Below are 26,081 nucleotides of genomic sequence, written 5' to 3'. Positions count from 1 at the left end.
GACGTTCATGGTCGTTCTCGCGGTAGACCTCGGCACCACGGCCACGAAGGTCGTCGCGGTGGACGCGCAGGCGCGTGTCGTCGCCTCCACCGAACGCGCCTACCCCATGCGCACCAGCGGACTCGAAGCCACGCACGACCCGAAGCAGGTGCTCGCCGCCGCGTTCGACGCGTTGCGAGAGCTGGCCTCCGAGGACGTGCGCGCGATCTCGCTGACCGGCGCCATGCACTCGATCATGGGCCTGGACGCGTCGCTGGAACCCGTCACGGACGCCCTGAGCTGGGCCGACAACCGCGCGGTCGAGCAGACCGAACGCCTGCGCGGCACCGCGGAGGGCCGTGAGCTGCACCAGCAGACCGGCGCGCCGATCCACTCGTTCACGCCGCTGATGAAGCTCGCCTGGTTCCACGAGAACGGCGTGCGCGCCGCGAAGTGGTGCGAGATCAAGGACTTCGTGCACCTGCACCTGACCGGCGAGCTGCTCAACGAGCACTCGTCCGGCTCCGGCACGGGCCTGATGAACATCCACACCCTGCAGTGGCACGAGCCGTCGCTGGAGTTCGCGGGCGTCACCGCGGACCAGCTGCCGCCACTCGTCGAGCCCACTCACTCGACGCCTCTCAAGGCGGTGATCCCGGGGCTCAAGCCGGGGATCCCCGTGATCATCGGCGGAGGTGACGGACCGCTCGGCAACCTCGGCGTCGGCGCGGCGACACCGGGTGCGGGCGCGGTCTCGCTCGGCACGTCGGGCGCGTTGCGGGTCGCTCAGCAAGGGCCCGGTGTCGACGAGGAGGGCCGCACGTTCAGCTACGCGATCGGCGAGGGCCTCTGGGTCCGCGGCGGCGCGATCAGCAACGGTGGCGTGGTCGCCCAGTGGGCCGCGGAGACGTTCAACGTCCCGGTCGGTGAGCTGCTGACCCAGGCCGCCGGCGCCGACTCCGATGGGCTCGTGGCGCTGCCGTATCTACTGGGCGAGCGTGCGCCGTGGTGGGACCCGACCGCGCACGCCGCGTTGCTCGGCCTCAGGCGCGAACACACCCCCGCGCAGATCACCAAGGCACTGGTCGAGGGTGTGTGTCAGCAGCTGGCGCTCGTGCTGGACGCGGTGCCGAACGTCGAGTCGCTGAGGATCACCGGCGGTGCGTTCCGCGCCCCGATCTGGGCCCAGACGCTGGCGAACACGCTCGGAATGCCGTTGCACCTCACCGAGGACACCGGCGGCTCGGCCGTGGGCGCGGCGCTGCTGGCGTGGCGGGCGCTGGACGAGATCGAGTCGCTGACCGTCGACCTCGTGCAGCCGATCCAGACGATCACACCGGACGAGGGGCTCGTCGAGAGATACGCCAACGCACGGCCGTTCGTCGTGAAGGCCTACCGGGCGCTCGAAGACCTGTACGGCGAATCACATCTTTAGCAAAGAAAACCTTTTGCCATCCGCGTGAGGATGGCGGTGTGGACCTCGCCCCCTTCAAACACGTCCTGATGCTGCCCAAAGTGCGTCCGCTGGCACTGTTGATGTTCTTCGCGCGGATGCCTCCCGCGGCGACCGGCGTGATCCTGACGCTGCACGTCGCGGTCACGCTGGACAGGGGTTATGGCGCGGCGGGACTGGTCGGGGCGGCGGGCACGATCGGCATGGGGCTGGGCGCCCCGCTGATGGGCAGGCTGATCGACGAGCGAGGACTGCGGTCGATGCTCACGATCAGCGTCACGGCCTCGGCGGCGTTCTGGCTGACGGCGCCGCTGATGGGCTACTGGACGTTGCTGGTGACGTCGTTCGCCGTCGGCCTGCTCGGCGTGCCGATGATGTCGATCGGCAGGCAGGCCATCACCGCGCTGGTGCCGGAGAGCAGGCGCCGGGTCGCGTTGTCGCTCGACTCGATCTCGGTCGAGCTGTCGTTCATGGGCGGACCGGCGCTCGGGGTGTTCGTCGCGACGAAGTTCTCCACGAACGCCGCGCTGCTGTTCATCGGCAGCTCGATCCTGGTCGCCGGAGTGCTGCTGTACTGGGTGAACCCGCCGATGATCCACGAGGACGAGGTCGTCGCCGACGGGCCCAAGCCCCGCGTGCTGGAGTGGATGCGCGGACGGATCGTCGGCGTGCTGGTCGTGTGCGTCGGTGCGACCGTGTGCCTCGCGGGCATGGAGGTCTCGGCGATCGCGTCGCTGGAGCACATCGGCAAGCAGAGCTACCTCGGCGCCGTGTTCTTCGCGATGTGCGCCGCGTCGATCGTCGGCGGAGTGGTCTACGGCGGCGTGAAGCGGGTGCCGAGCGTGCTGGTGCTGCTGGTCCTCATGGCCGCCCTGGAGATTCCGGTGGGTCTGGGCGACGGCAACGTGCTGCTGCTGTGCCTGCTCCTCGTGCCGATGAACCTCATGTGCGCGCCGTTGATCGCGGCGTCCGGTGAGCACATCAGCAGGCTCGCGCCGCCCACCGCCCGCGGGCTGGCGCTCGGCCTGCAGGGGTCGGCGTTCACCGTCGGCAACGCGATCGGCGCGCCGATCGCGGGCGTCGCGATCGACAGGGCCGGCGCACCGGCCGGGTTCGCGATCGTCGGCGTCATCGGGCTGCTGGTCGCGGGCGTCGCGTGGCTGCTCGCCCGGCAGAGCAAACCTGTTGCCAGCCGGGTGACGATGTCCTCGTGAACCTCGCCCCGTTCAAGTCGGTCCTGGCGCTGCCGGGGGTCCGTCCCCTGATGCTGCTGATGCTGTTCGCCAGGATCCCTCCGACGGCGGCGGGCGTCACCGTGACGCTGCACGTCGTCACCACGCTCGACAAGGGCTACGCGGCGGCCGGTACGGTCGGGTTCGCGACGATGGTCGGCCTCGGGCTCGGGTCGCCGTTGATGGGCAAGCTCGTCGACACGCGCGGCCTGCGGTTCGTGCTCGCGCTGAGCCTGCTCGAAGGCGCGTTCTGGGTGACGGCGCCGCTGATGGACTACTACGTGCTGCTCGTGCTGGCGTTCGCCAACGGGCTCGTGGCGGTGCCGGTGATGTCGATCGGACGGCAGGCGCTCACCGCGATCGTGCCGGAACCCCAGCGCCGGCCCGCGTTCTCGCTCGACTCGATCTCGGTCGAGCTGTCGTTCATGGTCGGGCCCGCCGCCGGTGTGCTGATCGCGACGAAGTTCTCGACCGGCACGGCCCTGGTCGTGATCGGCGTGGCGATCCTGACTGCGAGCGCAGTGCTGTTCGCCGTGAACCCAGTGCTGCTGCACGAGGACGACGTCGTGGAAGGCCCGCCGCCTCCGGTGCGGCAGTGGCTGCGCGGGCCGATGATCGCCGCGCTGATCGTCCCGTTCGGCGCCACGATGGTGCTGTCGGGCATGGAGATCTCGGCGATCGCCTCGCTGGAGCGCTCAGGACAGCAGAGCTGGCTCGGGGTGATCTTCTTCGTGATGTGCGCGGCGTCTGCTCTGGGAGGGCTCGTCTACGGCAGTCTGAAGCGGGTGCCGACCGGCGTGGTCCTCCTGGCCTGCATGGCGTTGCTGGAGATCCCTGTCGGCCTCGGCGACGGCAACGTGTGGCTGCTGGCGCTCGCGTTGATCCCGATGAACCTCGCGTGCGCGCCGACGATCACGGCCTCGTCCGAGCTGATCGCGAAGAACGCCCCGCCGACGGCTCGCGGGCTGGCCCTGGGACTGCAGGGCTCCGCGTTCACGTTCGGCGTCGCCGCTGGTCAGCCGCTCGCGGGGGTCGCAGTGGACCACAGCGGACCCCCGCTCGGCTTCGTCGTCGCCGGCCTCGCCGGACTGCTGGTCGCCGGCGTCGGCTGGGTGCTGTCGCGGCAGCGTCAGGCGGTCTCCGCCACGTCCTGAGCGGAGTTGGCCAGCGCGAAGCCGGTCCGCAGCGCGCCGACGGCCTCGGACACGGCCTCGCGGAAGATCCCGCCGACCCCGAGCACGTTCGCGAAGCCGTGGAAGAGGCCCTCGTGCCGGCGCAGCACCACCGGCACGCCCTCGGCCGCCAGCCGTTCCGCGAACGCCTCGCCCTCGTCGCGCAACGGGTCGTAGCCCGCGGTCGCGATGTACGTCGGGGGCAGGTTCGAGAGGTCCTCGGCCAGCATGATCGACAGGCGCGGGTCGTGGCGGTGCTCGCCGCCCTTCGAGTACTGGTCGAGGAACCAGTCCATCTTCTCGTCGGTGAGGAAGAACCCGTTGCCGAAGATCTCGCGCGACCGGCGGCGCACCGACGCGTCCACGCCGGGGTAGAGGAGCAGCAGGAACGCCAGGTCGACCTCGGCGCCGTGGGCCGTGACCGCGGCGAGGTTGCCACCCGCGCTGTCGCCGCCGAGCGCGATCCGCTTCGGGTCGATTCCCAGGTCCTCGGCCTTCGCGACGGCGTAGCGCAGCACCTCAGCGGCGTCGTCGGCCGCGGCGGGGAACGGCGCCTCCGGGGCGAGCCGGTAGTCGGCCGCCAGCACCCTGACCCCGGCCTCCTTCGCGAGGAACCGGCAGAGCTGGTCGTGGCTGTCGAGGCTTCCGGTCACCCAGCCGCCACCGTGGTAGAAGATCAACAGCGGGGAGCCGGTGGCGAGGCCCAGCGGCGTGTAGAGACGTCCGGCGAACTCCCCGATCGTGAGCTCTCTCGCACCCACCCCGGTGATCTTCGGACCCGCCACGAGCTTCGAACTCAACTCCAGGTCCAGTCGGCTCTCGGATGCTGACCTGGTGCGCCACTCCGTCCCGGACAGCTGCTGGAGCTTCAGCAGCAACTGGGCCTCGGGGTGCAGGTCCTGGCCGTCCAGGCGGATGGGGCTGCCGGCGATGAGGCGGCGCACAGGGCCGGGAAGACCGAACGCGAAGCGCAGAGCACCGGCCAGCACGGCCGCCTGGAAGTTCGACATGTGGTGCAGGTTACTAGCGAGTAGCGCTGGATCTCCAGTTATCTGGAGGTGGAAGGATCGATGGCATGACGGTGACGGTGGTGGGCATCGGCGGCTCGATCAGGCCCGACTCGCAGTCCGAGCGGGCGCTGCGGGTGGCGCTTGAGGGTGCTCGCGAGCTCGGTGCGAATACGATCCAGTACAGCGGCCCCGACCTGGTGCTCCCGTTCTACGACCCGTCCGTGCCCGAACGCACGGACGTCGCCCTGCGGATGGTCGAGGACCTGCGGCGGTGCGACGGCGTGATCGTGGTGTCGCCCGGCTACCACGGCACCGTGTCCGGCCTGGTCAAGAACGCCCTCGACTACATCGAGGACCTCCGCGACGACGAACGCCCGTACCTCGACGGCCGCGCCGTCGGCACCGTCACCGCCGCGTACGGCTGGCAGGCCGCGGTGAACACGCTGACCGCCGTGCGCTCGATCGTGCACGCGCTGCGCGGCTGGCCCACGCCGTTGGGTGCCGCGATCAACTCCGCGCAGGTCAAGTTCGACGGCGACGGCTCCTGCTCGGACGCCGACGTCGACCGCAACCTGCGCATCGTCGGCCGTCAGGTCGCCGAGTTCGCCCTCCGCAGGCCCATCTCCGACGTGAACTGAGTCACGATCGGAATTTAAGTCGTGCACGATGCGTTCTCCCTGAGTGAAAGGCAATGAGCCCACTGACTCAAGGGAGAGCGGAATGGAAGCGCTGTACACGGCTGAGGCGACTGCTTACGGCGAAGGCCGCAACGGCGAGGTGCGTTCCTCCGATGGTGTGATCGACGAGATCCTGTCGGTCCCGAAGGAGATGGGCGGCCCCGGCGGCGAGGCGACCAACCCGGAGCAGCTCTTCGCAGCCGGTTACTCCGCGTGCTTCAACTCCGCTATCGCAGCCGTCGCGCGCGCCGGGAAGATTCAAGTTGCGTCTTCCGAGGTAACCGCCAAGGTGGGCATCGGATCCAACGGCGCGGGCGGCTTCCAGCTGGCCGTCGAACTCGCGGTGAAGATCCCCGGACTCGACCAGGCGGTCGCGGAGAAGCTCGTCGAGCAGGCCCACCAGGTCTGCCCGTACTCCAACGCGACGCGCGGCAACATCGAGGTGGCGCTCACCGTCACCGTCTGAGGAGGCGCGTTTCACATGGCCAAGAACCCGATCACCAGCCCGCTGGCCGACGCCGACCGCGATGCAGTCGGCGCCATCCTGCAGGCGACGCTCGTCGACCTGGTCGACCTGTCCCTGATCGGGAAGCAGGCGCACTGGAACGTGATCGGCAAGAACTTCCGCAGCGTCCACCTCCAGCTGGACGAACTGGTCGTCCTGGCGCGCAACGCCGCCGACCAGGTCGCCGAGCGAGCGGCCGCTCTCGGCGTCACGCCGAACGGCACGGCGAAGACCATCGCCGCGTCGTCCGGCGTGCCCGAGATCGAGAGCGGCTGGCTGAAGGAGGACCAGGTCGTCACGTCGATCACGAACTCCCTGGCGTCGCTGATCTCCCGCATGCGCGGCCGCATCGACGAGACGGACAAGCCCGACCTCGTCACCCAGGACCTGCTGATCGGCATCACGCAGGACCTGGAGCAGGCCCACTGGATGTGGCAGGCGCAGTCCGCCTAGCTCGTCAGCTCGACATCAGCCGGCGGATGGCCCGTTCCTCGACGGAACGGGCCTCGTCGACTTTCCGGGCCAGCTCGTCGTAGTCGCCGTTGGCGGCGATCTCCGACCAGAGCCTCCCGGACTCCGTGAACTCCTGCGCCCCCGGCAGCCCGGCCTCGTCGAGGAACTCGGCGTAGAGCGGCCGCGTGGCTCCGGGCGCCGTGTACTCGACCTCCAGGCAGTCGTGCAGCCGCTGCCGCACGACGCTCTCGTGGCCGGCCCACCGCTGGGTCCAGCCCTTCTTGCCCTTGTCCCGGAGCTGTTCCGCGAGCTTGCGCATGCCGGAGAACCCGAAGTTGACGTCGAAGTTGTTGCCCAGCACGGGCCCGGTGAGGTGTTCGCAGGTCATCCGGACGGCCTTCGCGACGTCCGACTCTCCTGTCCGTTCGCCGATGCTGATCAGCTCGTGCTTGGCCGCGGCCCAGTCGGCCATGAACTCGGCGAGGGGCCGGACGTGGGTGCCGCGTCCAGTGCCCGCGCTGCCTCTGCCCCCACCGCCGAGCACGCTGCTCCCACCGCCGAGCACGGTGACCTGATCACCGTCTGTTCCGACCACCCCGACCGGGTGCTTCTCCCTGCCCAGCAGGCAGATCACCGGCCCGTCGGCCGCGCGCAACCGCTGCTCGGCCTTCCGCGCGGACGTCGTGGACGTCACCTCGTGCGCGATGCCGGCGTGCTGGAGCGCGGTCGGGATGAACGGCGCCGGGTGGTGCCGGGCCACGATCGTCATCATCGGCGCGTGTCCCTTGTACTCGAACACGAAGTACATGAACCCGATGCCGCCCGCGAGCCCCGCCAGCATCGCCTCGGACCACTCGTCGTCGAGCACCTCCCTCAACAACCAGGAGTCGTGCATCCGCCCGATGGGCCGCGCGTCCTTGAGGACGTGCCTGCGGGCGGTGGTGTAGGACTCGCCGGTGCGCTCCATCCGGGCGCGAACCAGGCGCTTGAACGACCTCTGCTCGGTCATGGCTTTGCCTTCCGCGGACGCGCCGGAGCCGTTCCCCGCGCCTTGCTCTTGCTCGTCCGGGCTGCGTTCGTGCACACGCCTGACACGTCTCGTGCACACACCTGACGCGACTGACCGGCGCCGGGAGGACAGGGGTCCCCTTTGCCTCCGCGACGCCGGTCAGCGCGGGTGACCGATCAGGAGGTGAGGCGCTCGGCAGCGCCCTTACCAGGCTACGTCCGCCGCACGCTTGCCGCGAGGTTTCAGCGACCCGCGATCGGATCCGCCTCGGGCGACCGGTGGAGCGTCGCTGTCGCAGCCCCGCGCAACCCGTCTGCGCATCGGAGCCGCTCCACGCATCAGAGCTGCAGCCGTTCACGCATCAGAGCTGCTGCAACAGCCGCAGCCGTCCCACGCATCGGCGCAGTCACCGCCGTTCGCGGGGAGGCCGCCGACCGCTCCCCGCGTGATTCCTCATGACGCAACGCGCAGGTCCCGGTTTTGGTTCCCGCTCTGTCCACAGGCTACCGAAGGACAGGTAACCGCAGGTCAGCTCCTCGGCGGCCTGTGGACAACTCGCGATCATGCGCGCCAGCCGCCAGCCCTCCAGCAGCCGGCACAACCAGCAGCCGGCACAACCAGCTACTTCGCCAGGTGCCTCCGCGCGAAGTCCACCTCGGCCGCCGTCTGCCGGATCGTCTCCGCGACCACCAGCGAGCCGTGCCCCGCGTCGTAGCGGTACATCTCGTACGTGTGACCCCGCGAAGCGAGGGCGTCGAGGTAGTTGTCGATCTGCCGGATCGGGCAGCGCGGGTCGTTCTCGCCCGCGAGGATCAGCACCGGCGCGGTGACCTGGTCTACGTACGTGAGCGGCGAGCACTCGCGGTACAGGTCGGGCAGGTCTTCCGGGGAGCCGCCGAACAGCGCGCGGTCGAAGGCGCGCAGCGGTTCCATCTCGTCCTCGTAGGCGGCGAAGTAGTCGGCGACCGGGACGCCCGCGACGCCGACCGCCCAGCGCGACGGCTGGGTGCCGATGCCGAGCAGGGTCAGGTAGCCGCCCCACGAGGCGCCGTTCAGCACCGAGCGCGACGGGTCGGTGAGGCCGGACTCGATCGCCCAGTCCTGCACGGCGGCGATGTCCTCCAGTTCGGTGAGGCCGGGCCTGCCCTCGATGGCGTCGCGCCACTTCGAGCCGTAGCCGCTGGAGCCGCGGTAGTTCACGTGCACCGTGGCGAAGCCGGCGTCGAGCCAGACCGCGCGGTAGGCGGAGAAGCGGTCCTCGTCGGACGAGTGCGGGCCGCCGTGGATCAGGAACACGGTCGGGAACGGGCCCTCGCCGTCAGGCTTCGAGACCAGCGCGTGCACGTCGCCGACGAACACGTCCTCCAGCTTGAACGACGTCGCGGGCTTGGCACCGGCGGGCTCGACGAGCACGCTCTCGGTGCCGTCGGTGGCCAGCGCGCGGATGACCGTGGACCTCTCGGCGGACGACCACGAGTACTCGATCGTGCCGTCCGGGCGCACTCCAGCGCTGCCGACGACGCCGGGTGCGGTGTCCAGAGTGGACAGTTCGCCGGTCGTGAGGTCGTAGCGGTGCACGGTGTTGCGGGCGTGGTGGGTGTGCACGATCAGCAACGCGGACGCGTCCGGGTACCAGTCGGCGGACACCTCGCCCGGCAGGTCGAGGACGATCTCCCGCTCGGTGTCGGCGGCGACGTCCCAGATCAGCAGCTCCTCGCGGCCGCGGCGCTCGTGCAGCACCAGCAGCCGCTGGTCGCCGCGCACCGGGCTGAACGAGATGGCGTCGAGGCCCTTGCCCTTGCCGTCCCACTTCTCGGCGACCTTCTCGCCGGTCTCCGCGTTCAACGCGCGCAGGGCCATGTGCCGGTTGTCGCCGTGCTCGGAGTGCGCGATCACGACGAGCGACTCGTCCTTCGACAACGCGGTGACGCCCGCGTCGTTGACGTGCTGGTAGAGCACCTCGGCCTTGCCCTCGCGGGACAGCCACACGGTGGTGCCGTCGTCGGTCGACGCGGCCACCGCCGTGACGGTGCGGCCGATCTCCAGACCGGCCGGGTAGCCGGGCGTCACGTCGGCGACGGCGGGCTCCGCCTTGCTGCCGTCGGCCTTGAACGGCTCGCGCACCCACACGCCGAACTCGTCGCCGTCGTGGTCGTCGAACCACCAGATCTCGGTGCCGTCCGGGTTCAGCGTCGCGTGCGACGTGCCGTTGGGGCGGTCGGTGACCTTGCGGTGCTCGTCCGTCGCGCGGTCCCAGGAGTAGATCTCCCACACGCCGCTCGCGTTGGAGACGTACAGCGTGCGGTCCGGTGCGTCGTCGGCCCAGCCGGGCAGGCTCATCCTCGGGGCGGTGAACCGCTCGCGCCACCGGGTCTCGGCGGCGGAGTCCTCGAAGAGCTGGTCCGGAATGGCGGGAGAAGGGTGCGTTGTCACGCTTCAACACTAGAGTCCGCGGCGAGGTTCCGGGGGTCCGCACGACACGACCGCCCCGCACGAAGTGCGGAAGATCTTTGTTGCGAACTCACTGAATCGTTGCGCCGATTCGTTGATCGAAACAGAAAATCTAGGTGCGGGCGCCGGTGGGAGTTAACGTTGAGGCATGCTGGAAACGATGGAGCGCCTCGCCGGGGCCGACACGTTGGAGGAAGTGCAACGGATCGTGCGCACCACGGCGAGGTCCTCGCTGGCCGCGCACGGTGCGACGTTGGTGCTGCTCGACGGCGACCAGTGCTACTACGCGGACGAGGACTCGATGAGTCCGCTGTGGAAGGGCCAGCGCTTCCCGGCGGTGAACTGCATCAGCGGCTGGGCGATGAACAATCGTCAAACCGTCGCGATCAGGGACATTCGCTTCGATTCCAGGATTCCCCAGGAAGCGTATCGGCCGACATTCGTGAAGAGCCTCGTGATGGCTCCGATCCTGCGTCCGGAACCACTCGGCGCCATCGGCTGCTACTGGGCGGTCCCGCACACCGCGACCCCCGAGGAGACCGAGACGCTGGAGTCGCTCGCCCGCGCCGCCGGCGAGGCGCTGGAACGCTTCCCGGAGGGCCTGCCCGCGCGGGGCTTCATCAGCTGACGTGGCGGAAGTGCCGCAGGGTCAACGGCCGCTGCAGGTACTCGTCCTCGCCGGGGAACGTCACCGGGTCGGTGCGCCACCCGGCACCCGCGTAGTTCTCCAGAGCCTGTTCGTCACGCCATCGGCTGACGTAGCGCACGCGCTGCGGGTCGTCGAGGTCGACGAGCACCTCGTGCCCCACCAGCCCGTCGTAGATCTCGGGGAACGTCCTCACGAGATCCAGCACCGCGGCCACGAACTCCTGCTCCCGGCCCGGCTTCACCAAGGCCTCGGACACCCGCGTCAGCACGGCGCCGAGCCTACTGCCGCTCCAGCTCCTCCTCGAAGATCCGGTCGACCTGCCTGGACGCGCGCGACAACGACCTGACCGCGAAGTAGACCACCGCGAATCCGGCGGCGACCGCGACCGTCATCCACATCGAAGTGAGCATGTAAACGATCCCCAGGGACTGCAGCACCACAATTGCCTTGGCCGCGATGACGATTCGCGACCTGTTCGACGGATTGACGGCGGAGGTGGAGTCCATCACGAACATCTCCCGGTTTATTCAACGAGGGCTGAACCACTGCCTACGTCGTTTGGATCAAGTTGGCCGTTACGCAACGTGAGTTGAACCGTCAACCTTCACTCGTAAGGGTTAACGCTACGTGTTCGTCTCGTATGGTTTGATGCGGAACGATGCCCCTATGTCATGTAAACACGGTGCGGTCTACGGCTGCTCGTGTCGAGACGCATCACACGATCGGGTGGCTTATCGGGAAGGCTGATGTCCTTTTCGACGTCCAGAAGGGACCTTCGACTCTGTGTGGTCAAGGACCTTCTGGTCGACTTGTCGACACAAAAGCTGAGATGAATTCACAACTGAATGGAATTCGCGTCGTCCTTCCCACCGCGCCCGGTCCGGCCGGTGTCGGCGAAGATCTGACGCATGAGCTGGTCCCGAGCCGACGCGTGGCTCCGTTCGAACGCGCCCGCCCTGCACGCCAAGTTCCAGCCTCCCGCCACGGCCGCTGAACTGGCCGCGGCGCAGGAGGTCGTCGGCGCGCCGCTGCCCGCCGGCCTGGCGGCGTGGTGGAAGGAGTGCGGCGGGCTGAAGAGCGGGGACTACACCCCGCTCGTCCCGGAGTTCTACAGCCCGCTCGGCGTCGCTCAGGCGCTGGAGGTCCGCGAGATGATGATGGAGATCCGCCGCGACGTCGCGGTCGCCCCGGAGATCGTGGACGTCGACGCCCACGAGGCACGCAAGCTCGCCGAATCCGCCGGGTCGCCCATCGGGGACCTGTGGCTGCCGCTGTTCGTCCCGGTCGCGGTCGACGCGTCCGGCACCTACCTGTTCGCCGACCTCCGCGAGGGGCCGCTGCACGGCTGCGTGATGCAGTTCGACGAGGTGGAGGGCGCGGACGAGGAACCGCTCTGGGCGAATGTCGACGCGATGCTCGACGCGGTGGTGGAGTGGCTGGAGGGCGATTTCCGCACCGAATGGCCGATTGTTCGCTGAGAGGCAACAAAACAAATCAGCTCCTGTCGCATTTCTGCGGACAGGAGCTGATTTGTTTTATTCAGTCGGGGTGACAGGATTTGAACCTGCGACCTCTTCGTCCCGAACGAAGCGCGCTACCAAGCTGCGCCACACCCCGGCTGGGAACATGTAGAACTCTACATCATGTCCGCGCCAGCTCCGAATCGGACCCCCTCATTTCGCCCCTGACCAGGCGTAACGGGCCTCGGGACGAGGGTCAGCAGAGAAGCCTCCGGAGGGCAGCAGAAGCGCACCGGCGCGTACGGCGAAGTGCCCATGCCGGCGGACACGTTCATCCACATGTGCGAGCCCCAGCGGGAAACGCCGCGGGCGCGGCCGCGGTCCAGTTCGCAGTTCGTCACGACGGCGCCGTAGAACGGGATGCGGAGCTGGCCGCCGTGGGTGTGGCCCGCCATCACGAAGTCGTAGCCGTCGGCGGCGAACGGGTCCAGCACGCGCGGTTCCGGGGAGTGCGTGACGCCCAGGCGCAGCGCGGCGGACGGGTCGGGGGTGCCCGCGATGTCGGCGTAGCGGTCGCGCTTGAGGTGCGGGTCGTCCAGGCCCGCGCAGAAGATCTCCTGGTCGCCGACCTTGATGGTCTTGCGGAGGTGCGTGAGGTCCTCCCAGCCCCGCTCGATCATGCCCGCGCGGAGGTCGCGCCACGGGAGCGTCACGCCGTGGATGCGCTTGGTCTTCGCGGACGGCAGGAGGTAGCGGACCGGGTTCTTGAGCCTCGGCGCGTAGTAGTCGTTGCTGCCGAAGACGAACACGCCCGGCTTGTCCAGCAACGGGCCGAGCGCGCGCAACGTGCCGGGCACGGCGTCCTTGTGCGCGAGGTTGTCGCCCGTGTTGACCACGAAGTCCGGGTTCAGGTCGGCCAGCGCGGCGACCCAGCGCTGCTTCGACACCTGGTTCGGCGTCATGTGCAGGTCCGAGATGTGCAGCACTCGGATCGGCTTGGCGTCGGGAGACAGGACCGGCACCGTGGCGGTGCGCAGGGTCCAGTGCCTCCTCTCGATTCCCGCCGCGTACGCGATGGTCGCGGCGCCGACTGCGGTCGTGGCGAGGAGGGCTCGGCCCAGCTTGTTCACGCGTCAAGGGTACGGAAGGGCGTTAACTCGATCGGCGCGGCATCCGGCGGGCGGTACCGTTCTGCCTCATGGCGGAGTTGAAGACGCGGCTGAAGAACGACCTGACCGTGGCGATGAAGGCCCGGGAGTCCGTGACGGCCGGTGCGCTGCGGATGGCGCTCACGGCCGTCACGAACGAGGAGGTCTCCGGCAAGGAGGCCCGTGAGCTGACCGACGCGGAGGTCCTGAAGGTCCTCGGGCGCGAGGCTAAGAAGCGCAAGGAGGCCGCGGAGGCCTTCGACGGTGCCGGCCGTGCCGAGAAGGCCGAGCTGGAGCGCCAGGAGCTCGCCGTGCTGGAGAACTACCTGCCGAAGCAGCTCGACGACGCGGAGCTGGCGTCCATTGTGGACAAGGCGTACGACGCCGTCGCCGCGCAGCTCGGCGAGGCGCCGGGGCAGAAGCAGATGGGCCAGGTCATGAAGGCCGTCAACGCCGAGGTCGCCGGGCGTGCCGACGGTGGCCGGGTGGCCGCCGCGGTGAAGTCCAAGCTCGCAGGCTGACGAACGTGCCGCAGCGGATCAGTCCGCTGCGGCACCCCGAGTCTCAGAACGCCTTGTCGACCGCGTCCGCGAACTCGCCCATCGACCCGAACTCCAGGTCGTAGCGGAACTCGCCGGACGGCTCCGGCGTCGCGCCCCAGCCCGGCCTGTCGTGCCGCCGGTTGATCCACACCGACCGCAGGCCCTCGCGTTTGGCCGGAACGTGGTCGTGGAACAGGCTCTGCGCCACGTGCAGCAGTTCGGAACGCTCCACCCCCAACGAGTCGAGCGTGGAGTCGAGCGCCCGGAAGTGGTTCTCGGCGGGCTTGTACGCGCCGACGTCCTCCGCGGTGATGATCGCCGCGAAGTCCCCGCGCAGCTGCCGGTTGCTGCCGGCGAACCCGTCGCGGTGCACGTTCGACAGGATGATCAACCGGTAGTGCGAGGCCAGGCGTGCCAACGCGTCCGCGGAGTCGGGGAACGCCGGCCAGTCCGGCACGGACGAACCCAGCCGCCGAGCCCACTCGTCGCTCACCTCGCGTCCCAGTGCCGCGCCGGTCTGCCGGAACGCGGACGCCAGCACCTCCGGGTACAGCGCGAACTCCGCCGCCTCCACCTCGGCTTCCGCAGAGGCGTACGCGAGCAACAGCTCCTCGTCGGACAGTGAGAGCCCCTGTTCGAGTGCCCACGGCGAGAGCACCGCGGCGATCCCCGCCTCCCAGTCGATGAGCGTGCCGTAGCAGTCGAAGCTGAGCGCCTTGAACGCGGTGAGGTCCATGCCGACAAACTGTAGTACAGTTGAACTGTAGGGCAACTGGTTAAACTGACCGCATGTCAGCCCTCGACGGCCTCGAAGTGCGCCGCACCACCACGGCCCAGCAGCTGGCCGACGGCCTCTCCGAACGGATCATGGCCGGCGCCTTCGGCCCTGGTGACAGGCTCAGGGAGAGCGCGATCGCTGCGGAGCTCGGCGTCGCGCGCAACACCATCCGCGAGGCTGTCCGGATCCTCGAACTGACCGGCCTGGTCCGCTACGAGGTCAACCGCGGCGCCGTCGTCATCGCGCCGACGCCGGAGAAGATCGAGGCGCTCTACACCGCCCGCGAACGCCTGGAGACGGCCGCGCTCGCCCGCACCCCGCGCCCCGAGCAGCTGGACGCGATCACCAAGGCGTTCGACGACCTGGTCGAGGCGGCGAGGACCGGTGGCGCGATCGTCGACCGCGACCTCGCGTTCCACCAGGCCATCGTCGCGCTGCTCGACAGCACGCGGCTGGACGAGTTCTTCGCCGCGCTGACCAAGGAGCTGCGCTTCTACCTCACGGTCCTCAGCAGGACCGAGACGCCGGACGAGGTCGTGGCCGAGCACAGGGCCATCCTCGACGCCATCCGGCTCGGCGACCGCGACGGTGCGGTCGCCGAGATCCGGGCGCACGTCGACGTCAGCGTCGCGCGCCTCAAGGCGATGCTCGACCGCTAACGGGGTTCCGGCTCGGTCGGCAGCGTGATCGGTGGCGGCTCGTTCGGGTTGCCGGGCTTGGGAGGCTCCTGCGTCGGCGGTTCGGTGGCCACCGGCGGCGGCACGTACCCCGAGCTCACCGACAGGTTGATCACCGTGCCGCGCAACGCGTTGCCGCGCGGCGACTGGCTGACGACGGTGCCCTTGTTCCTCTCGGAGTTCACCGACTGCTGGCTCACCTTGTAGCCGGCCTGCTCCAGGATCCGCGTGGCGTCGTTGATCTGCTTGCCCACGACGTCCGGCACCTGGATCTCGCGGCCGCCCTTGAGGTACCGCTGCTCCACCTGCGGCAGCTGCGCCACGGGCATGGTCCCGTGCATCTTCGTCATCGTCTCGAACCACGTCTTGGCCGGGATCGTGCCGCCGAAGATGTTGCCGTTGCCGCACAACCGGGGCTGGGCGCCCAGGCAGATCGGACGCGGTGAGGTGCCGTCGTTGAACGTCTGCACGGCGCCCGCGAAGTCCGGGGTCGCGCCGATGAACGCCGCCGACTTGTACTCCTCGGTGGTGCCCGTCTTGGCGATCATCGGACGGGTCCACTTGGCGTTGCGGGCCGCCTGGGCCGCGGTGCCGTTGCCGACGTCGTCCTTGCTCATGCCGACGGCGAGACCGTTCGCGAGACCCTCGGCGACGACCTGCTCGCACGGCGCCTCGTTGACGGGGACGCCCTTGCCGTTGCGGTCCAGCACCTTCGCGATCGGCGTGGGCGGGCACCACTTGCCGCCGCTCACGATGGTCGCGGCCACGTTCGCCAGTTCCAGGGTGGACACCGGCGCCGGGGACAGCGTGAACGACGCGTTGCCGCCGTTCTGCTTGTAGAACTCGGTCTGCGAGATGCGGTTCTGCTTGTCCTTGGCCTTCGGGTCGGGCCTGGTGCCCTGCAGGTTCGTCGCCATCGTCTCGCGCATGCCCAGCCGCGAGGCCATGTCGACGACCGCGTCCATGCCGGTCTGCTCCTCCAGGATCACGAAGCCGGTGTTCGGCGACGTCGCGAGTGCCTGCTGCAGTGACATGGACGACGGGTAGCTGGAGTCGAAGTTCGACAGGCAGTACCAGCGGGTGCCCGGCTCGCCGGTGCTCGGGCAGCGCTGGGCGCCACCCTTGAACACGCGCGAGACGTGCGAGGTCGGCGTCGGGATGACGTTCTCGATGCCGAGGCCCTTCTCCAGCGCCGCCGCGGCCGTGAAGACCTTGTAGATCGAGCCCGCGCCGAACTTGTTCTCGACGCCGCTCGGCAGGTCGTACGTCGTCTGCCGAAGGTCGGACTTCAGGCCGTAGTCGCGGTTCGCGACCAACGCCAGCACCTCGTGGCGCTCCTTGCCGGGCTTGACGATCGCCATCGTGTTCGCGATGCCGTCGGTGGTCTTGGCGACGCCCGCCTCGGCCGCCGCCTTCGCCTGCGAGGTGGCCGCCCTGTCCAAAGTGGTCTGGATGGTGTAGCCGCCGGTGCGCAGCTGCTCCTCGCTGAACCCCGCGCGCTGCAGGTAGTTCACGACGTACGAGCAGAAGAAGCCGTTCTCCGGACCGGCGCCGACGCACCCGTTCGGCGGAGTGCGGACCGGGGTCGCGAGACCGAGGCCTTCCTTCTTCGCCGCCTCACCCGCGTCGCGCGACAGCTTGTCGTTCTCGACCATGCGGTCGATGACTTTGTTGCGCCGGTCCAAAGCTTTGTCCGGATACGCTTCGGGGTCGAGTGCTGACGGACTGTTCACCATTCCCGCGAGCATCGCGGCCTGAGGAACCGTCAACTTGTCCGGAGTCGTGTTGAAGTAAGCCTGGGCGGCCGCCGCGATGCCGTAAATCGTCGAACCGAATGGAACGACGTTGAGGTACCTGGCGAGGATCTCCTCCTTGCCGAGCTTGCGCTCCAGCTGCAACGAGATCCGGGCCTCGCGCATCTTGCGCGCGATGGTCTGCTCCTGGGCCTTGGCCTGCTCCAGCTTGTTGTTCCGCGCCACGACGTGGACCAGGTAGTTCTTGACGTACTGCTGGGTCAGCGTGGACGCGCCCTGCGAGACCGAGCCACTGACCTGGTTCGTCAGGCCCGCGCGGATCGTGCCCTTCCAGTCGACGCCCTGGTGCTCGTAGAACCGCCGGTCCTCGACCGAGATCAGCGCCGCCTTCATGGTCGGCGAGATCTTCTCGGGCGGTGTCAGCACTCTGTACTGGTCGAACAGGTAGGCGATCGGCGCGCCCTCCTTGTCGGTGACCGTCGTGATCAACGGAGGATCCGTCGTCACGAGGTCGGCGGAGATGCTGTCCACGGTGTCGCTGGCCCGGTTCGAGACGAGGCCTGTCGCACCCACGACTGGGAACAGCATGCCGGCGAGGAGAACCCCAGCCAGCAGGCACAGGCCGAGCATCTTGAGCACGCCATTCCTGACTCGCACGCGGGCCAGCGTACGCCGTACACGAACGGGTGAAGGTGATCAGTAAGTGCCGTTACTCAGCATGAGTAGACATACGCAAGACAGGTAACAGTCGGGTGACCCAGGCTTGGAGTGGGAACCGAACGGCACTACAGTCCGTCAACGTCCAAGGAATGCAGCCGTAGCTCGAACGCTACGGCATCCGTGGCAGGGGTGTGGCGGATTTCCACATTTGGACAGCACTGAGGAGTGGGGGATATGAACCAGGGGGATTGGCGTATCAACGCTTCGTGCCGTGACGAAGAGCCGGATCAGCTCTTCGTCCGAGGTGCGGAGCAGCGCAAGGCGAAGCTCGTGTGCCTGGGATGCCCGGTGCGCATGGAATGCCTGGCCGAAGCGCTCGACAACAAGATCGAATTCGGTGTCTGGGGCGGCATGACCGAGCGCGAACGCCGTGCTCTGCTGCGCCGCCGCCCGGACGTGGACTCGTGGCTCGAACTGCTCGACAACGCACGTCAAGAGCACACAGAGGACACGAAGGTCGGATAGTCACTCGCCGGCGAGCCGGCGACCTATCTCCCGCAGGCCGTCGAGGTCGTGCACGTCAGCAGGCAATGCGGGCACGCCGACCAGCGAAACGCCGGGGTGAGCACGCGTGAACCGGGCCAGCAGCCGCTTCTCTCGATCGGCGACCGCCACCCGGTCCGCGTGCAGCCGGAGCACTGCCGCGGCGAGCGGCGCGTCACCGGAGCGGTCGAGATCGTCCGCTGCGGCCAGCGCCTTCGCCGCGGGCAGGTCCGCCGCCAGCACGGGATGCGTCCTGTTCGCGACGAGCCCGCACAACGGCATGTTCTCCGCGCTGAGCCGTTCCACGAAATAGCTCGCTTCGCGCAACGCGTCGGGTTCTGCCGCCGCCACCACCACGAAACCGGTTCCGGGAGAGCGGAGCAGTTCGTACGTGCGCTGCGCGCGCTCGCGGAATCCTCCGAACATGCTGTCGAAAGCCTGAACAAAAGTTGAAGCGTCCTGCAACAGCTGGCCGCCGACGATCGTCGAGACGGCCCGCGTGAAAAGGCTGAAACCGGTTCCGACGATCTTCATCAACCCGCGGCCGCTCGCCCGTGCCGGCGCCGAGAGCATCCTGATGAACCTGCCGTCGAGCACCGTCGAGAGCCGCTGCGGCGCGTCCAGGAAGTCGAGCGCCGACCGCGACGGCGGGGTGTCGACGATGATCAGGTCCCACTCGTCCTGCGCCACCAGCTGGCCCAGCTTCTCCATCGCCATGTACTCCTGCGTGCCGGAGAACGACGAGGAAATGGTCTGGTAGAAGGGGTTCGACAGGATCTGGTCGGCCCGGTCGCGGCCCGCGTGCGTCAGGACCATGTCGTCGAACGTGCGACGCATGTCGAGCATCATCGCGAACAGCTCGCCCTTGGGCTCGAAGCCGTCCACGACGACCTCGCGCGGGTGGTTGTCCAGTTCCCGCAGGCCCAGCGACTGCGCGAGGCGCCTCGCCGGGTCGATCGTCAGCACGACCACGCGCCTGCCGCGTTCGGCCGCGCGCACCGCCAGCGCCGCCGCTGTAGTCGTCTTGCCGACGCCGCCGGAACCGCAGCACACCAGGACGCGTGTCTGCAGGTCGTCGAGCAGCGGGTCGAACTCGAGCTTGTTCATCGGACTCCTGCCGCGACCAGCACCTCGGCCAGCTCGTACAACGCGGCCACGTCCACCCCGTCCGTCAGGTCCGGCAGCTCCAGCGTCGGCAGGTCCGACTCGCCGAGCAGCTCCTTGGCCTCCTGCTGGGACCGCACCCGGATGGCGTGCTCCACGGTCTCGTCGACCAGGCCTTCGAGGGTGAACTCGTCGAGGTCGAGCCCGGCGGTCTTCAGCCCCGCGAGCACGCGCGACTCGTCGAGCCTGCCCGCGGCGGCGACCGGGACCGACCGCGCCGGCAGCCGCGCCGGCTGGACCCGGTTGACGAACACCGCGCCGGGACGCAGGTCCGCGCCGTCCAGTTCGGTCACCGCGTCAAGGGTCTCGCGCACCGGCATCTCCTCCAGCAATGCGACCAGGTGCACCGCGGTGTCACCGGAGTGCAGCAGCCGCACGACGCCCTCGCTCTGCCCCTTGATCGGCCCGACCTTCGCGAGGTCGGCCATGGCCTTGGTGACGTCGAGGAACTTGACCACGCGCCCGGTGGGCGGCGCGTCCAGCACGACCGCGTCGTAGAGGTGGCGGCCGTCCGGCCCCGTCCGGTTCACGCACTCCTTGACCTTGCCGGTCAGCAGGACGTCGCGCAGGCCGGGCGCGAGCGTGGTCGCGAACTCGATCGCGCCCATCTTGCGCAGCGTGCGGCCCGCGAAGCCGAGGTTGTAGAACATCGCCAGGTACTCCAGCAGCGCGGCCTCGGCGTCGACGGCGAGCGCGTGCACCTCACCACCGCCCGGCGCGGACGCGATCCGTTCCTCGGAGTAGGGCAGCGGGGCCCTGTCGAAGAGCTGGGCGATGCCCTGCCTGCCCTCGACCTCGACCAGCAGCACCCGGCGGCCACCGGTGGCGAGCGCGAGCGCCAGCGCGGCCGCGACCGTCGTCTTGCCCGTGCCGCCCTTGCCGGAGACCACGTGCAGACGGGCTCGGGTCAGCTCCTCGGTCCACGACGTCACACGTCCAGACTAGGTGTGAATTCGGTCGAAGGTGGATCGGTCGGTCAATCCACCATGGTGAGGAAGAGAACGGCCATGGCGGTCGCGGCCACCAGCGCCCAGGCCACGACCGACGGCAGCCACAGCGCGATGCTCGCCGTGACGATGACCACCACGACCAGCCCGATGATCCCGGCCTGCACGACCTGGACGCGCTGGCTGTGCTTGCGGTCGCGCACCTGGGCCATGGCGACGAGCACCATCACCAGCCCGCCGGCCGCGAACAGGCTGGTGGCGATGATCCGCCAGGTCTCCATGTGATCAAGGTAGCCCGAAGCTCGCGAACCCCGCAGGCGGCCAACGGGTGGCAAGTTAGGCTCCCCGCATGACGAAGTGGGAGTACGCGACCGTGCCGTTGTTGATCCACGCAACGAAGCAGATCCTCGACCAGTGGGGCGAGGACGGCTGGGAGCTGGTCACCGTGCTGACCAACCCGACCGGTGAGCAGCACGTCGCGTACCTGAAGCGGGTGAAGGCGTGAGCACCTGGACCACCCGCCTGAAGGAGCTCGGCATCGAGCTCCCCGGCGTCGCCGCCCCGCTCGCCGCCTACGTGCCCGCCACCCAGAGCGGTCCGTGGGTCTTCACGTCGGGCCAGCTGCCGTTCGTCGACGGCAAGCTCCCCGCCACCGGCAAGGTCGGCGCCGAGGTCTCCCCGGAGGAGGCCAAGCAGTACGCCGCGACGTGCATCCTCAACGCTCTCGCGGCCGTGCACGCGCTCGTGGGGATTGACTCGATCAAGCGAGTCGTGAAAGTTGTCGGGTTCGTGGCCTCCGCCGAGGGCTTCACGGGTCAGCCCGGCGTCATCAACGGCGCCTCGGAGCTGCTCGGTGAGATCTTCGGTGACGAGGGCAAGCACGCCCGGTCCGCCGTGGGCGTGGCCGAGCTGCCGATCGGCGCTCCGGTGGAGATCGAACTGATCGTCGAGGTGTGACATGTCGGACACGTGCCACGAACTGCTGCTGAGGCTGGCCGGGCGCATCCCGGACGACCTGCTGTGGCGGTACCGGGACTGGGCGGCTTCGGACGCGTACGCGGTTCTCGCGCGCTCGCTGCCGCGCACGCTCCTGCACGGCCGCATCCCTCTGACGGATCACGAGCTGCGCCTTTTGCAGGACGCGCTGGTGCCCTACGGGGCGGAACCGGGAGCTGTCAGTTCGGTCAAAGGACTGGACGAACTGCCCCCCACCGACTACACCTTTTCCCCGGAATCACCTGATCGGGTGCCGATGGGGGATTCCGCGACCGTCGTTCTCGGTGCCACGCTGCGTGGCCGGAACGGGGTCGGCGAGGTCCGCTCCTGCTGGCGCATCGGTCCCTCCGGGGTCAACCGCGTCCTGCTGGTGGCGGCCACGACCGGCCACGCCCGGCTGACCGGTGAGCTGCAGCGCGTTCTGCGGGCGTTGGGCGAGCACGACCCTTGCGTCGAGGTCGTGTCGTCCGGCATGGACCTGCCGCCCTACCACCGGGCGGCCCTGGCGGCATCGGAGCTGGTCTGCGCCGGCGCCGAGTCCGAAGAGCACCTGGTGCTCAGCTAAGGAGAGTTGACGTGACGAACGACGGTGTCGGCCTGCCGGTCCGTCTCCACGATCTCCTGCTGTCGATGGCCGGGCGCGTGGACGACGCCGCTCTGTCGCAGGCCCGCGAGTTCCTCGCGGTCGGAGAACTGGACCGATCGATCGAACTGCTCGTGGGCACGCTCCTCGCGGGCGGCATCCCGGTGCTGCCCGACGAGCGCGCGGCCATCACGTGGATCCTCCACGAGGTCCGCTCGGACGCGTCGCTGACCGACCGCCTGCGGGTGGTCGAGATGCTGCCGTTCTTACGGCACCGCTTCACCTCCGAGACCGACCCGGCCTCGGACATCGCCGCCGATCTGAGCCGCGCCGTGTCGGTGCTGCCGGACATCCGCTCGGTGCGGTGCGTCTGGCGTTCGTCGCCGACGGGCTCCACACCGGGGCCGTTGCCCCAACGCGTGGTGCTGGTGGACATCGGTCCGCAGGGCTTCGCGCCCGCGACCGCCTACCGGGTCGACTCGGTGCTGCGCAAGGCGGGCGTCCGCGCCGCCGTCGAGGTCCTGACGACCGGGGTGCAGCTCAGCGAGTACCACGCCGCCGCCGTGACGTCGTCGCGCACGGTGCCGATCTCGGGATCACCGGTCCCGCTGGCCGAGCACCACGCCGCACAGCAACAGCAGGCGTGGTTCGACCAGCCGGCCGAGGAGCTTCCCGCTCCGGCGCCGGTGGCCGAGCCGACACCGGCGCCGGAGCAACACGAAGAGACCGGCTCACGACGCACTCGTTCGACACCCGTGCTGGACGGGTCGCAGCCCTTCCCGCCCAAGCCCGTGAAGCGCATTCCGATGGCCACGGTGGAGCCCGAGATCGAGGCCCTGCCCGAGCCCGTCCCGATCAACCGGGCCGAGGTGACCACCGAGCTGAAGGCCGACGAACTGGCCGCTCTGCAGGCCGCACTGGCCGAGCCCGCCGAGCCGTCCTCCGTGGACGCGAACCTCAGCGAGCGCGAACGGGCCCTGTTGCAGCAGCTGCACGAGGAGCTGGCGCAGCGGGAGCAGACCGGCCCGCCCGCGACCGACAGCGGCCGCTGGCAGATCGACAGGTCCTCGTCGCGCCAGTCCGCATTCGGCGCGACGAACAACGGCCACCAGCCTCAGTAACCGGTCCTCAGGTAGTCGAGCTGAGCCCGCACCGACCACTCGGCGGCGGGCCACAGCACCCTGTCCACGTCCGCGTAGACGATCTCGACGACCTGGCGCGGGGTCGGTGAGCCGCCCAGCGCCTCCACCGCCCTGCGGACCTGCTCCAGGCGCTGAGTGCGGTGGGCCAGGTACTTCCGCGCGACCTCACCGGCGTCCTGCAGCTCAGGGCCGTGGCCGGGCAGGACCGCGGTGTTCTCCGGCAGTTCGGCCAGCAGCTTGAGCGACTCGAAGTAGTCGCCCAGCTTCCCGTCCGGGTGCGCCACGATCGTCGTGCCGCGGCCCAGGACCGTGTCGCCGGTCAGCACGGCCTCGCCGTCGATCACGAAGCACAGCGAGTCGCTGGTGTGGCCGGGCGTGCCCAGGACGCGGAGCTCCAGGCCCGAGCTCGTGACCACGTCCCCGTCCGTGAGGCCTTCAGAGCCGTAGGTGAACGTCGGGTCGAGCGCGCGCACCGGCGCCTTGACCAACTCGCTGAACGCACGGGCGCCGTCGGAGTGGTCGGGGTGGCCGTGGGTCAGCAGGATCTCGGAGACCGGGCCGACCGCCGCGACGCGCTTGAGGTGGGCGTCGTCGAGCGGGCCGGGGTCGACCACCACGTACGACGCCGCGTCCGGTGCCTTGAGCAGCCACGTGTTGGTGCCGTCGAGCGTCATCGGCGACGGGTTGTCGGCCAGCAGCACTGCGGCGTGCGGGGTGATCTGGCGGAGCTCGCCGTACAGCGGATGTGCGGCGCGGGCGCCGATCAGCGGGGAGCCGCTCACGGGATCACCACCCGGATGACGTCGCCGTCGCGGATCAGCTTGGGGATGATCTTCTGGACGCTGCGCTCCTCGGCCATGACCTTCTCGACGCTGCCCAGCGCGCCGACCTCCTCCAGGGTGCGCCAGGTGGGCGGCATGAGCATCCGGCGGCCCTCCTGGGCGTCCTGGACGGCGTCCGCGGGGGTCTGCCAGGCCGCGTCGGACGCCTCGGTCGTCTCGCCGTCCGCCTTCTGGCCGTCGGGCAGCGCGGCGACGAAGAAGCGCGTGTCGTAGCGGCGCGGTTCCTCGGGCGGGGTGACCCAGTTGGCCCACGGCCGCAGGAGATCTGCGCGGAGGACCAGTCCTTCGGCGGCGAGGAACTGGGCCAGGGAGAGCTCGCGGTCGACCAGTTGCTGCCGGGCCTTCGCGTACGTGGAGGTGTCGGCGACGACCGAGGTGGCGTCCGGACCCGCGAGCAGGACGCCGGACTCTTCGAACATCTCGCGCACGGCCGCGCACACGAACGCGCGCGCCGTTCCGTCGTCGACGTTGAAGACCTCGGCCCACCACCGCGGCGGCGGCCCCGCCCACGCGACGGACGTGTCGGCGTCCCGTTGATCGACGCCTCCACCGGGGAAGACCGACATGCCGCCCGCGAACGCCATGCCCTTCACGCGGCGCAGCAGGAAGGCCTCCAGGCCCTCGGTGCCGTCGCGGAGCAGGACCACGGTGACGGCGTCGCGAGGCTCTGCCGGTTGGGAGACGGGCTTCGCGGGTACCAGGTTTCCCGGCAAGGTCATGTCGTCGGGCATTCTCCGAGCGTACGACCGCGCTAACCCAAGGATGGTGTGATGGCGACGAAGGTCTCCGGTTGTCTGGTGCAGACCCTGCTGTTCCTGCTGGGAGCCGTGCTGGGCACAGGTCTCACGGCGGTGGCGGGCGTGGTGATGTTCGTGCCGGACCGCACGACCGTGATCAGCGTCGATCCGACGGCTGACTCACCGGGCGTGTACGTGAAGGAGGTGTCACGGCTCGTCGGTGGCACCTACTACGAGATCTGGCTCGGCCCGACGCCGGACCGCGGCCACGTGGTGACGGTGCCCAACGGCTGGGACCACGACCCGCAGCGGGAGTCCGCCTCCGGCGGCGTGCGCCTGAAGTTCGACAACGGGGGAGAGATCTTCGTCCCCAAGGCCAGTTACTCCTGAGGCAGGATGGGCGAGTGGAAGAACAGCTGCGCGTAGGACTTGTCGGCGCCGGACCGTGGGCTCGGATGATCCACGCCCCCGGTATCGCGAACCACCCCGGAACCACGCTGACCGGCGTGTGGGCCCGCCGCCCGGAGGCAGCAGCGGAGCTCGCGAGCTCGTTCGGCGCGGAGCCGTTCGAGGACTACGCCGCGATGCTGTCCACTGTGGACGCGGTCGCGTTCTGCGTGCCGCCGGGCGTGCAGGGTCCGATGGCGATCGAGGCCGCCCGCGCCGGCAAGCACCTGGTACTGGAGAAGCCGATCGCGGAGACCGCGGAGGTGGCCGAGGAGCTCGCTCAGGCCGTCTCCGACGCGGGTGTGGCGTCGCTGGTCGTCCTGACCCGCCGCTACGCCCCGGAGACCAAGGAGATGCTGGCCCAGCTCCACCGCACCGGCGGCTGGACCGGAGCCGACAGCCGCTGGATCTCCGGCGCCCTGCTCGACGGCCCGTTCTCGGACTCCCCGTGGCGCCACGACAAGGGCGCACTGGACGACGTGGGCCCGCACGCGTTCGACCTGCTCGACGCAGCCCTCGGCGAGATCACCGACGTGCTCGCCGCGAACGTGACCGACACCGGCCTGTGGCAGCTGATCCTGCAGCACGAGGGCGGCGCCACCAGCACCGTCTCGCTGTGCCTCTCGCTGCCCGTGCAACCGGCGTTCGCGGACTTCACCGTCTTCGGCGAGCACGGCCACCGCACCCTCACCAACAGGGACACGCCCGCGCCGGAGTGCTTCACGAACCTGCTCGACGACTTCGTGGCGATGGTGCACAGCGGCACCACCACCCACGAGTGCGACGTGCGGCGCGGCCTGCACCTGCAGCGGATCATCGACCTGGCGCGCAGGAAGGCGGGAAGTACGAGCTGAGCCGAGCGCACAGCTCGGCCGCGTCACCGGCGGGCGCTCCGGCCCACTCGACCTCGGTCCACGGCAGTTCGTCCGGCGTCCCCGATGCCGGACGAACACGTGCTGGTGGAAGTGGGCGACGGACCGCCTGGCGAACACCACGCCTCCGCCGGCTGCCTGTCGCCGCGGTGCTTCGCGCAGATCAAGCACTCGCTCTCCACAGCGCTCCCTCCTGACC

The 26,081-nt window shown here is 69.4% G+C and carries 30 protein-coding genes and 1 tRNA gene; 17 read left to right on the top strand and 14 right to left on the bottom strand.

Annotated elements, in window-relative coordinates; all coding sequences use genetic code 11:
* Positions 1-7: 7 nt before the first annotated feature.
* From ACFWN2_RS44945 to ACFWN2_RS44935, 3 genes are read left to right on the top strand one after another with little or no spacing between them, the layout of a single operon-like run.
* Positions 8-1,414 carry a gluconokinase gene (locus ACFWN2_RS44945; protein WP_382436853.1) on the top strand — a complete coding sequence of 469 codons (1,407 nt, stop codon included), beginning with the start codon at positions 8-10 and terminating at the stop codon, positions 1,412-1,414.
* A 38-nt stretch (positions 1,415-1,452) separates the two neighbouring features.
* Positions 1,453-2,646 (top strand): MFS transporter, encoded by a 1,194-nt coding sequence (locus ACFWN2_RS44940; protein WP_382436852.1) that lies wholly within the window; start codon positions 1,453-1,455, stop codon positions 2,644-2,646.
* Positions 2,643-3,818, top strand: coding sequence for an MFS transporter (locus ACFWN2_RS44935; RefSeq protein ID WP_382436851.1), 1,176 nt, complete (start codon positions 2,643-2,645; stop codon positions 3,816-3,818). The genes ACFWN2_RS44940 and ACFWN2_RS44935 overlap by 4 nt, the downstream gene beginning before the upstream one ends.
* Here ACFWN2_RS44935 and ACFWN2_RS44930 read toward each other — a convergent pair.
* A complete protein-coding gene (locus tag ACFWN2_RS44930) occupies positions 3,794-4,846 on the bottom strand; it encodes an alpha/beta hydrolase (protein ID WP_382436850.1) in 1,053 nt (350 codons plus the stop codon). The two genes, ACFWN2_RS44935 and ACFWN2_RS44930, sit on opposite strands and share 25 nt — an antisense overlap.
* A gap of 65 nt (positions 4,847-4,911) precedes the next feature.
* Here ACFWN2_RS44930 and ACFWN2_RS44925 point away from each other — a divergent pair, with 65 nt between their 5' ends.
* The 3 genes from ACFWN2_RS44925 (at position 4,912) to ACFWN2_RS44915 (ending at position 6,481) form a co-directional block, all read left to right on the top strand.
* The gene (locus tag ACFWN2_RS44925) at positions 4,912-5,484 is read left to right on the top strand and encodes an NADPH-dependent FMN reductase (RefSeq protein WP_382436849.1); all 573 of its coding nucleotides are present in this window, start codon (positions 4,912-4,914) and stop codon (positions 5,482-5,484) included.
* An 82-nt stretch (positions 5,485-5,566) separates the two neighbouring features.
* On the top strand, positions 5,567-5,989 hold the full coding sequence (locus ACFWN2_RS44920) for an organic hydroperoxide resistance protein (protein ID WP_089908046.1): 423 nt from the start codon (positions 5,567-5,569) through the stop codon (positions 5,987-5,989).
* A gap of 15 nt (positions 5,990-6,004) precedes the next feature.
* A complete protein-coding gene (locus ACFWN2_RS44915) occupies positions 6,005-6,481 on the top strand; it encodes a Dps family protein (RefSeq protein ID WP_382436848.1) in 477 nt (158 codons plus the stop codon).
* A 4-nt stretch (positions 6,482-6,485) separates the two neighbouring features.
* Here ACFWN2_RS44915 and ACFWN2_RS44910 read toward each other — a convergent pair whose 3' ends face one another.
* Both ACFWN2_RS44910 and ACFWN2_RS44905 read right to left on the bottom strand, forming a co-directional pair.
* A complete protein-coding gene (locus tag ACFWN2_RS44910; RefSeq protein WP_382436846.1) occupies positions 6,486-7,490 on the bottom strand; it encodes a BtrH N-terminal domain-containing protein in 1,005 nt (334 codons plus the stop codon).
* Between the two features lie 621 nt (positions 7,491-8,111).
* Positions 8,112-9,923, bottom strand: coding sequence for a prolyl oligopeptidase family serine peptidase (locus ACFWN2_RS44905; RefSeq protein WP_382436845.1), 1,812 nt, complete (start codon positions 9,921-9,923; stop codon positions 8,112-8,114).
* Between the two features lie 166 nt (positions 9,924-10,089).
* Between ACFWN2_RS44905 and ACFWN2_RS44900 the strand changes: the two genes are divergently transcribed.
* Entirely contained in the window at positions 10,090-10,569 is a 480-nt protein-coding gene (locus tag ACFWN2_RS44900; protein ID WP_382436843.1) for a GAF domain-containing protein, read from the top strand.
* On the opposite strand, the gene ACFWN2_RS44895 is transcribed toward ACFWN2_RS44900, so the two are convergent.
* Together ACFWN2_RS44895 and ACFWN2_RS44890 are read right to left on the bottom strand one after the other, a co-directional pair.
* Positions 10,562-10,858 (bottom strand): putative quinol monooxygenase, encoded by a 297-nt coding sequence (locus ACFWN2_RS44895; RefSeq protein WP_382436842.1) that lies wholly within the window; start codon positions 10,856-10,858, stop codon positions 10,562-10,564. The two genes, ACFWN2_RS44900 and ACFWN2_RS44895, sit on opposite strands and share 8 nt — an antisense overlap.
* 10 nt (positions 10,859-10,868) lie before the next feature.
* The gene (locus tag ACFWN2_RS44890) at positions 10,869-11,096 is read right to left on the bottom strand and encodes a hypothetical protein (RefSeq protein ID WP_382436841.1); all 228 of its coding nucleotides are present in this window, start codon (positions 11,094-11,096) and stop codon (positions 10,869-10,871) included.
* A gap of 402 nt (positions 11,097-11,498) precedes the next feature.
* Here ACFWN2_RS44890 and ACFWN2_RS44885 point away from each other — a divergent pair, with 402 nt between their 5' ends.
* Positions 11,499-12,068: an SMI1/KNR4 family protein gene (locus ACFWN2_RS44885; RefSeq protein ID WP_382436840.1), complete on the top strand. Its 570-nt coding sequence runs from the start codon at positions 11,499-11,501 to the stop codon at positions 12,066-12,068.
* A 65-nt stretch (positions 12,069-12,133) separates the two neighbouring features.
* Here ACFWN2_RS44885 and ACFWN2_RS44880 read toward each other — a convergent pair.
* Positions 12,134-12,207, bottom strand: a tRNA-Pro gene (locus tag ACFWN2_RS44880).
* A 19-nt stretch (positions 12,208-12,226) separates the two neighbouring features.
* The gene (locus tag ACFWN2_RS44875) at positions 12,227-13,180 is read right to left on the bottom strand and encodes a metallophosphoesterase (RefSeq protein ID WP_382436839.1); all 954 of its coding nucleotides are present in this window, start codon (positions 13,178-13,180) and stop codon (positions 12,227-12,229) included.
* A gap of 68 nt (positions 13,181-13,248) precedes the next feature.
* Between ACFWN2_RS44875 and ACFWN2_RS44870 the strand changes: the two genes are divergently transcribed.
* Positions 13,249-13,719 (top strand): GatB/YqeY domain-containing protein, encoded by a 471-nt coding sequence (locus ACFWN2_RS44870; RefSeq protein ID WP_382436838.1) that lies wholly within the window; start codon positions 13,249-13,251, stop codon positions 13,717-13,719.
* Positions 13,720-13,762: 43 nt separating this feature from the next.
* On the opposite strand, the gene ACFWN2_RS44865 is transcribed toward ACFWN2_RS44870, so the two are convergent.
* Positions 13,763-14,476 carry a haloacid dehalogenase type II gene (locus ACFWN2_RS44865; protein ID WP_382436837.1) on the bottom strand — a complete coding sequence of 238 codons (714 nt, stop codon included), beginning with the start codon at positions 14,474-14,476 and terminating at the stop codon, positions 13,763-13,765.
* 53 nt (positions 14,477-14,529) lie between these two features.
* On the opposite strand from ACFWN2_RS44865, the gene ACFWN2_RS44860 reads away from it, so the two are divergent.
* Positions 14,530-15,177, top strand: a complete 648-nt coding sequence (locus ACFWN2_RS44860) for a GntR family transcriptional regulator (RefSeq protein WP_382436835.1) — start codon at positions 14,530-14,532, stop codon at positions 15,175-15,177.
* Here ACFWN2_RS44860 and ACFWN2_RS44855 read toward each other — a convergent pair.
* Positions 15,174-17,606 (bottom strand): transglycosylase domain-containing protein, encoded by a 2,433-nt coding sequence (locus tag ACFWN2_RS44855; protein ID WP_382436834.1) that lies wholly within the window; start codon positions 17,604-17,606, stop codon positions 15,174-15,176. The two genes, ACFWN2_RS44860 and ACFWN2_RS44855, sit on opposite strands and share 4 nt — an antisense overlap.
* A gap of 237 nt (positions 17,607-17,843) precedes the next feature.
* On the opposite strand from ACFWN2_RS44855, the gene ACFWN2_RS44850 reads away from it, so the two are divergent.
* Complete coding sequence (locus ACFWN2_RS44850) at positions 17,844-18,134, top strand: WhiB family transcriptional regulator (RefSeq protein WP_382436832.1); 291 nt, start codon at positions 17,844-17,846, stop codon at positions 18,132-18,134.
* Here the strand turns inward: ACFWN2_RS44850 and ACFWN2_RS44845 are convergent, their stop codons facing one another.
* The 3 genes from ACFWN2_RS44845 to ACFWN2_RS44835 are packed head-to-tail and all read right to left on the bottom strand — an operon-like array spanning position 18,135 to position 20,544.
* The gene (locus ACFWN2_RS44845; protein WP_382436831.1) at positions 18,135-19,259 is read right to left on the bottom strand and encodes an ArsA family ATPase; all 1,125 of its coding nucleotides are present in this window, start codon (positions 19,257-19,259) and stop codon (positions 18,135-18,137) included.
* The gene (locus ACFWN2_RS44840; RefSeq protein ID WP_382436830.1) at positions 19,256-20,248 is read right to left on the bottom strand and encodes an ArsA-related P-loop ATPase; all 993 of its coding nucleotides are present in this window, start codon (positions 20,246-20,248) and stop codon (positions 19,256-19,258) included. Before ACFWN2_RS44840 ends, ACFWN2_RS44845 begins: the two co-directional genes overlap by 4 nt.
* A 44-nt stretch (positions 20,249-20,292) precedes the next feature.
* Entirely contained in the window at positions 20,293-20,544 is a 252-nt protein-coding gene (locus ACFWN2_RS44835; RefSeq protein WP_382436829.1) for a hypothetical protein, read from the bottom strand.
* Positions 20,545-20,612: 68 nt separating this feature from the next.
* Between ACFWN2_RS44835 and ACFWN2_RS44830 the strand changes: the two genes are divergently transcribed.
* Genes ACFWN2_RS44830 through ACFWN2_RS44815 form a run of 4 tightly spaced genes read left to right on the top strand, consistent with a single transcriptional unit; the run spans position 20,613 to position 22,963 of the window.
* On the top strand, positions 20,613-20,768 hold the full coding sequence (locus tag ACFWN2_RS44830) for a DUF4177 domain-containing protein (RefSeq protein WP_086668176.1): 156 nt from the start codon (positions 20,613-20,615) through the stop codon (positions 20,766-20,768).
* A complete protein-coding gene (locus ACFWN2_RS44825; RefSeq protein WP_382436828.1) occupies positions 20,765-21,220 on the top strand; it encodes a RidA family protein in 456 nt (151 codons plus the stop codon). The genes ACFWN2_RS44830 and ACFWN2_RS44825 overlap by 4 nt, the downstream gene beginning before the upstream one ends.
* A 1-nt stretch (position 21,221) precedes the next feature.
* Positions 21,222-21,824: a hypothetical protein gene (locus ACFWN2_RS44820; RefSeq protein WP_382436827.1), complete on the top strand. Its 603-nt coding sequence runs from the start codon at positions 21,222-21,224 to the stop codon at positions 21,822-21,824.
* 11 nt (positions 21,825-21,835) lie between these two features.
* Entirely contained in the window at positions 21,836-22,963 is a 1,128-nt protein-coding gene (locus ACFWN2_RS44815) for a hypothetical protein (RefSeq protein WP_382436826.1), read from the top strand.
* Here ACFWN2_RS44815 and ACFWN2_RS44810 read toward each other — a convergent pair.
* Together ACFWN2_RS44810 and ACFWN2_RS44805 are read right to left on the bottom strand one after the other, a co-directional pair.
* A complete protein-coding gene (locus ACFWN2_RS44810) occupies positions 22,957-23,766 on the bottom strand; it encodes an MBL fold metallo-hydrolase (protein ID WP_382436825.1) in 810 nt (269 codons plus the stop codon). The genes ACFWN2_RS44815 and ACFWN2_RS44810 overlap by 7 nt on opposite strands.
* Positions 23,763-24,557, bottom strand: a complete 795-nt coding sequence (locus tag ACFWN2_RS44805; RefSeq protein WP_382436824.1) for an NUDIX hydrolase — start codon at positions 24,555-24,557, stop codon at positions 23,763-23,765. The genes ACFWN2_RS44810 and ACFWN2_RS44805 overlap by 4 nt, the downstream gene beginning before the upstream one ends.
* Before the next feature lie 39 nt (positions 24,558-24,596).
* On the opposite strand from ACFWN2_RS44805, the gene ACFWN2_RS44800 reads away from it, so the two are divergent.
* Positions 24,597-24,953, top strand: coding sequence for a hypothetical protein (locus tag ACFWN2_RS44800; protein ID WP_382436823.1), 357 nt, complete (start codon positions 24,597-24,599; stop codon positions 24,951-24,953).
* Between the two features lie 14 nt (positions 24,954-24,967).
* On the top strand, positions 24,968-25,864 hold the full coding sequence (locus ACFWN2_RS44795) for a Gfo/Idh/MocA family protein (RefSeq protein WP_382436822.1): 897 nt from the start codon (positions 24,968-24,970) through the stop codon (positions 25,862-25,864).
* Positions 25,865-26,081 lie beyond the last annotated feature (217 nt).

The sequence above is a fragment of the Lentzea sp. NPDC058436 genome (assembly GCF_042721515.1).
GTDB lineage: Bacteria > Actinomycetota > Actinomycetes > Mycobacteriales > Pseudonocardiaceae > Lentzea.
Note: the sequence above shows the minus strand (reverse complement) of the source record. Positions and strands in the feature narration are given on the sequence as shown.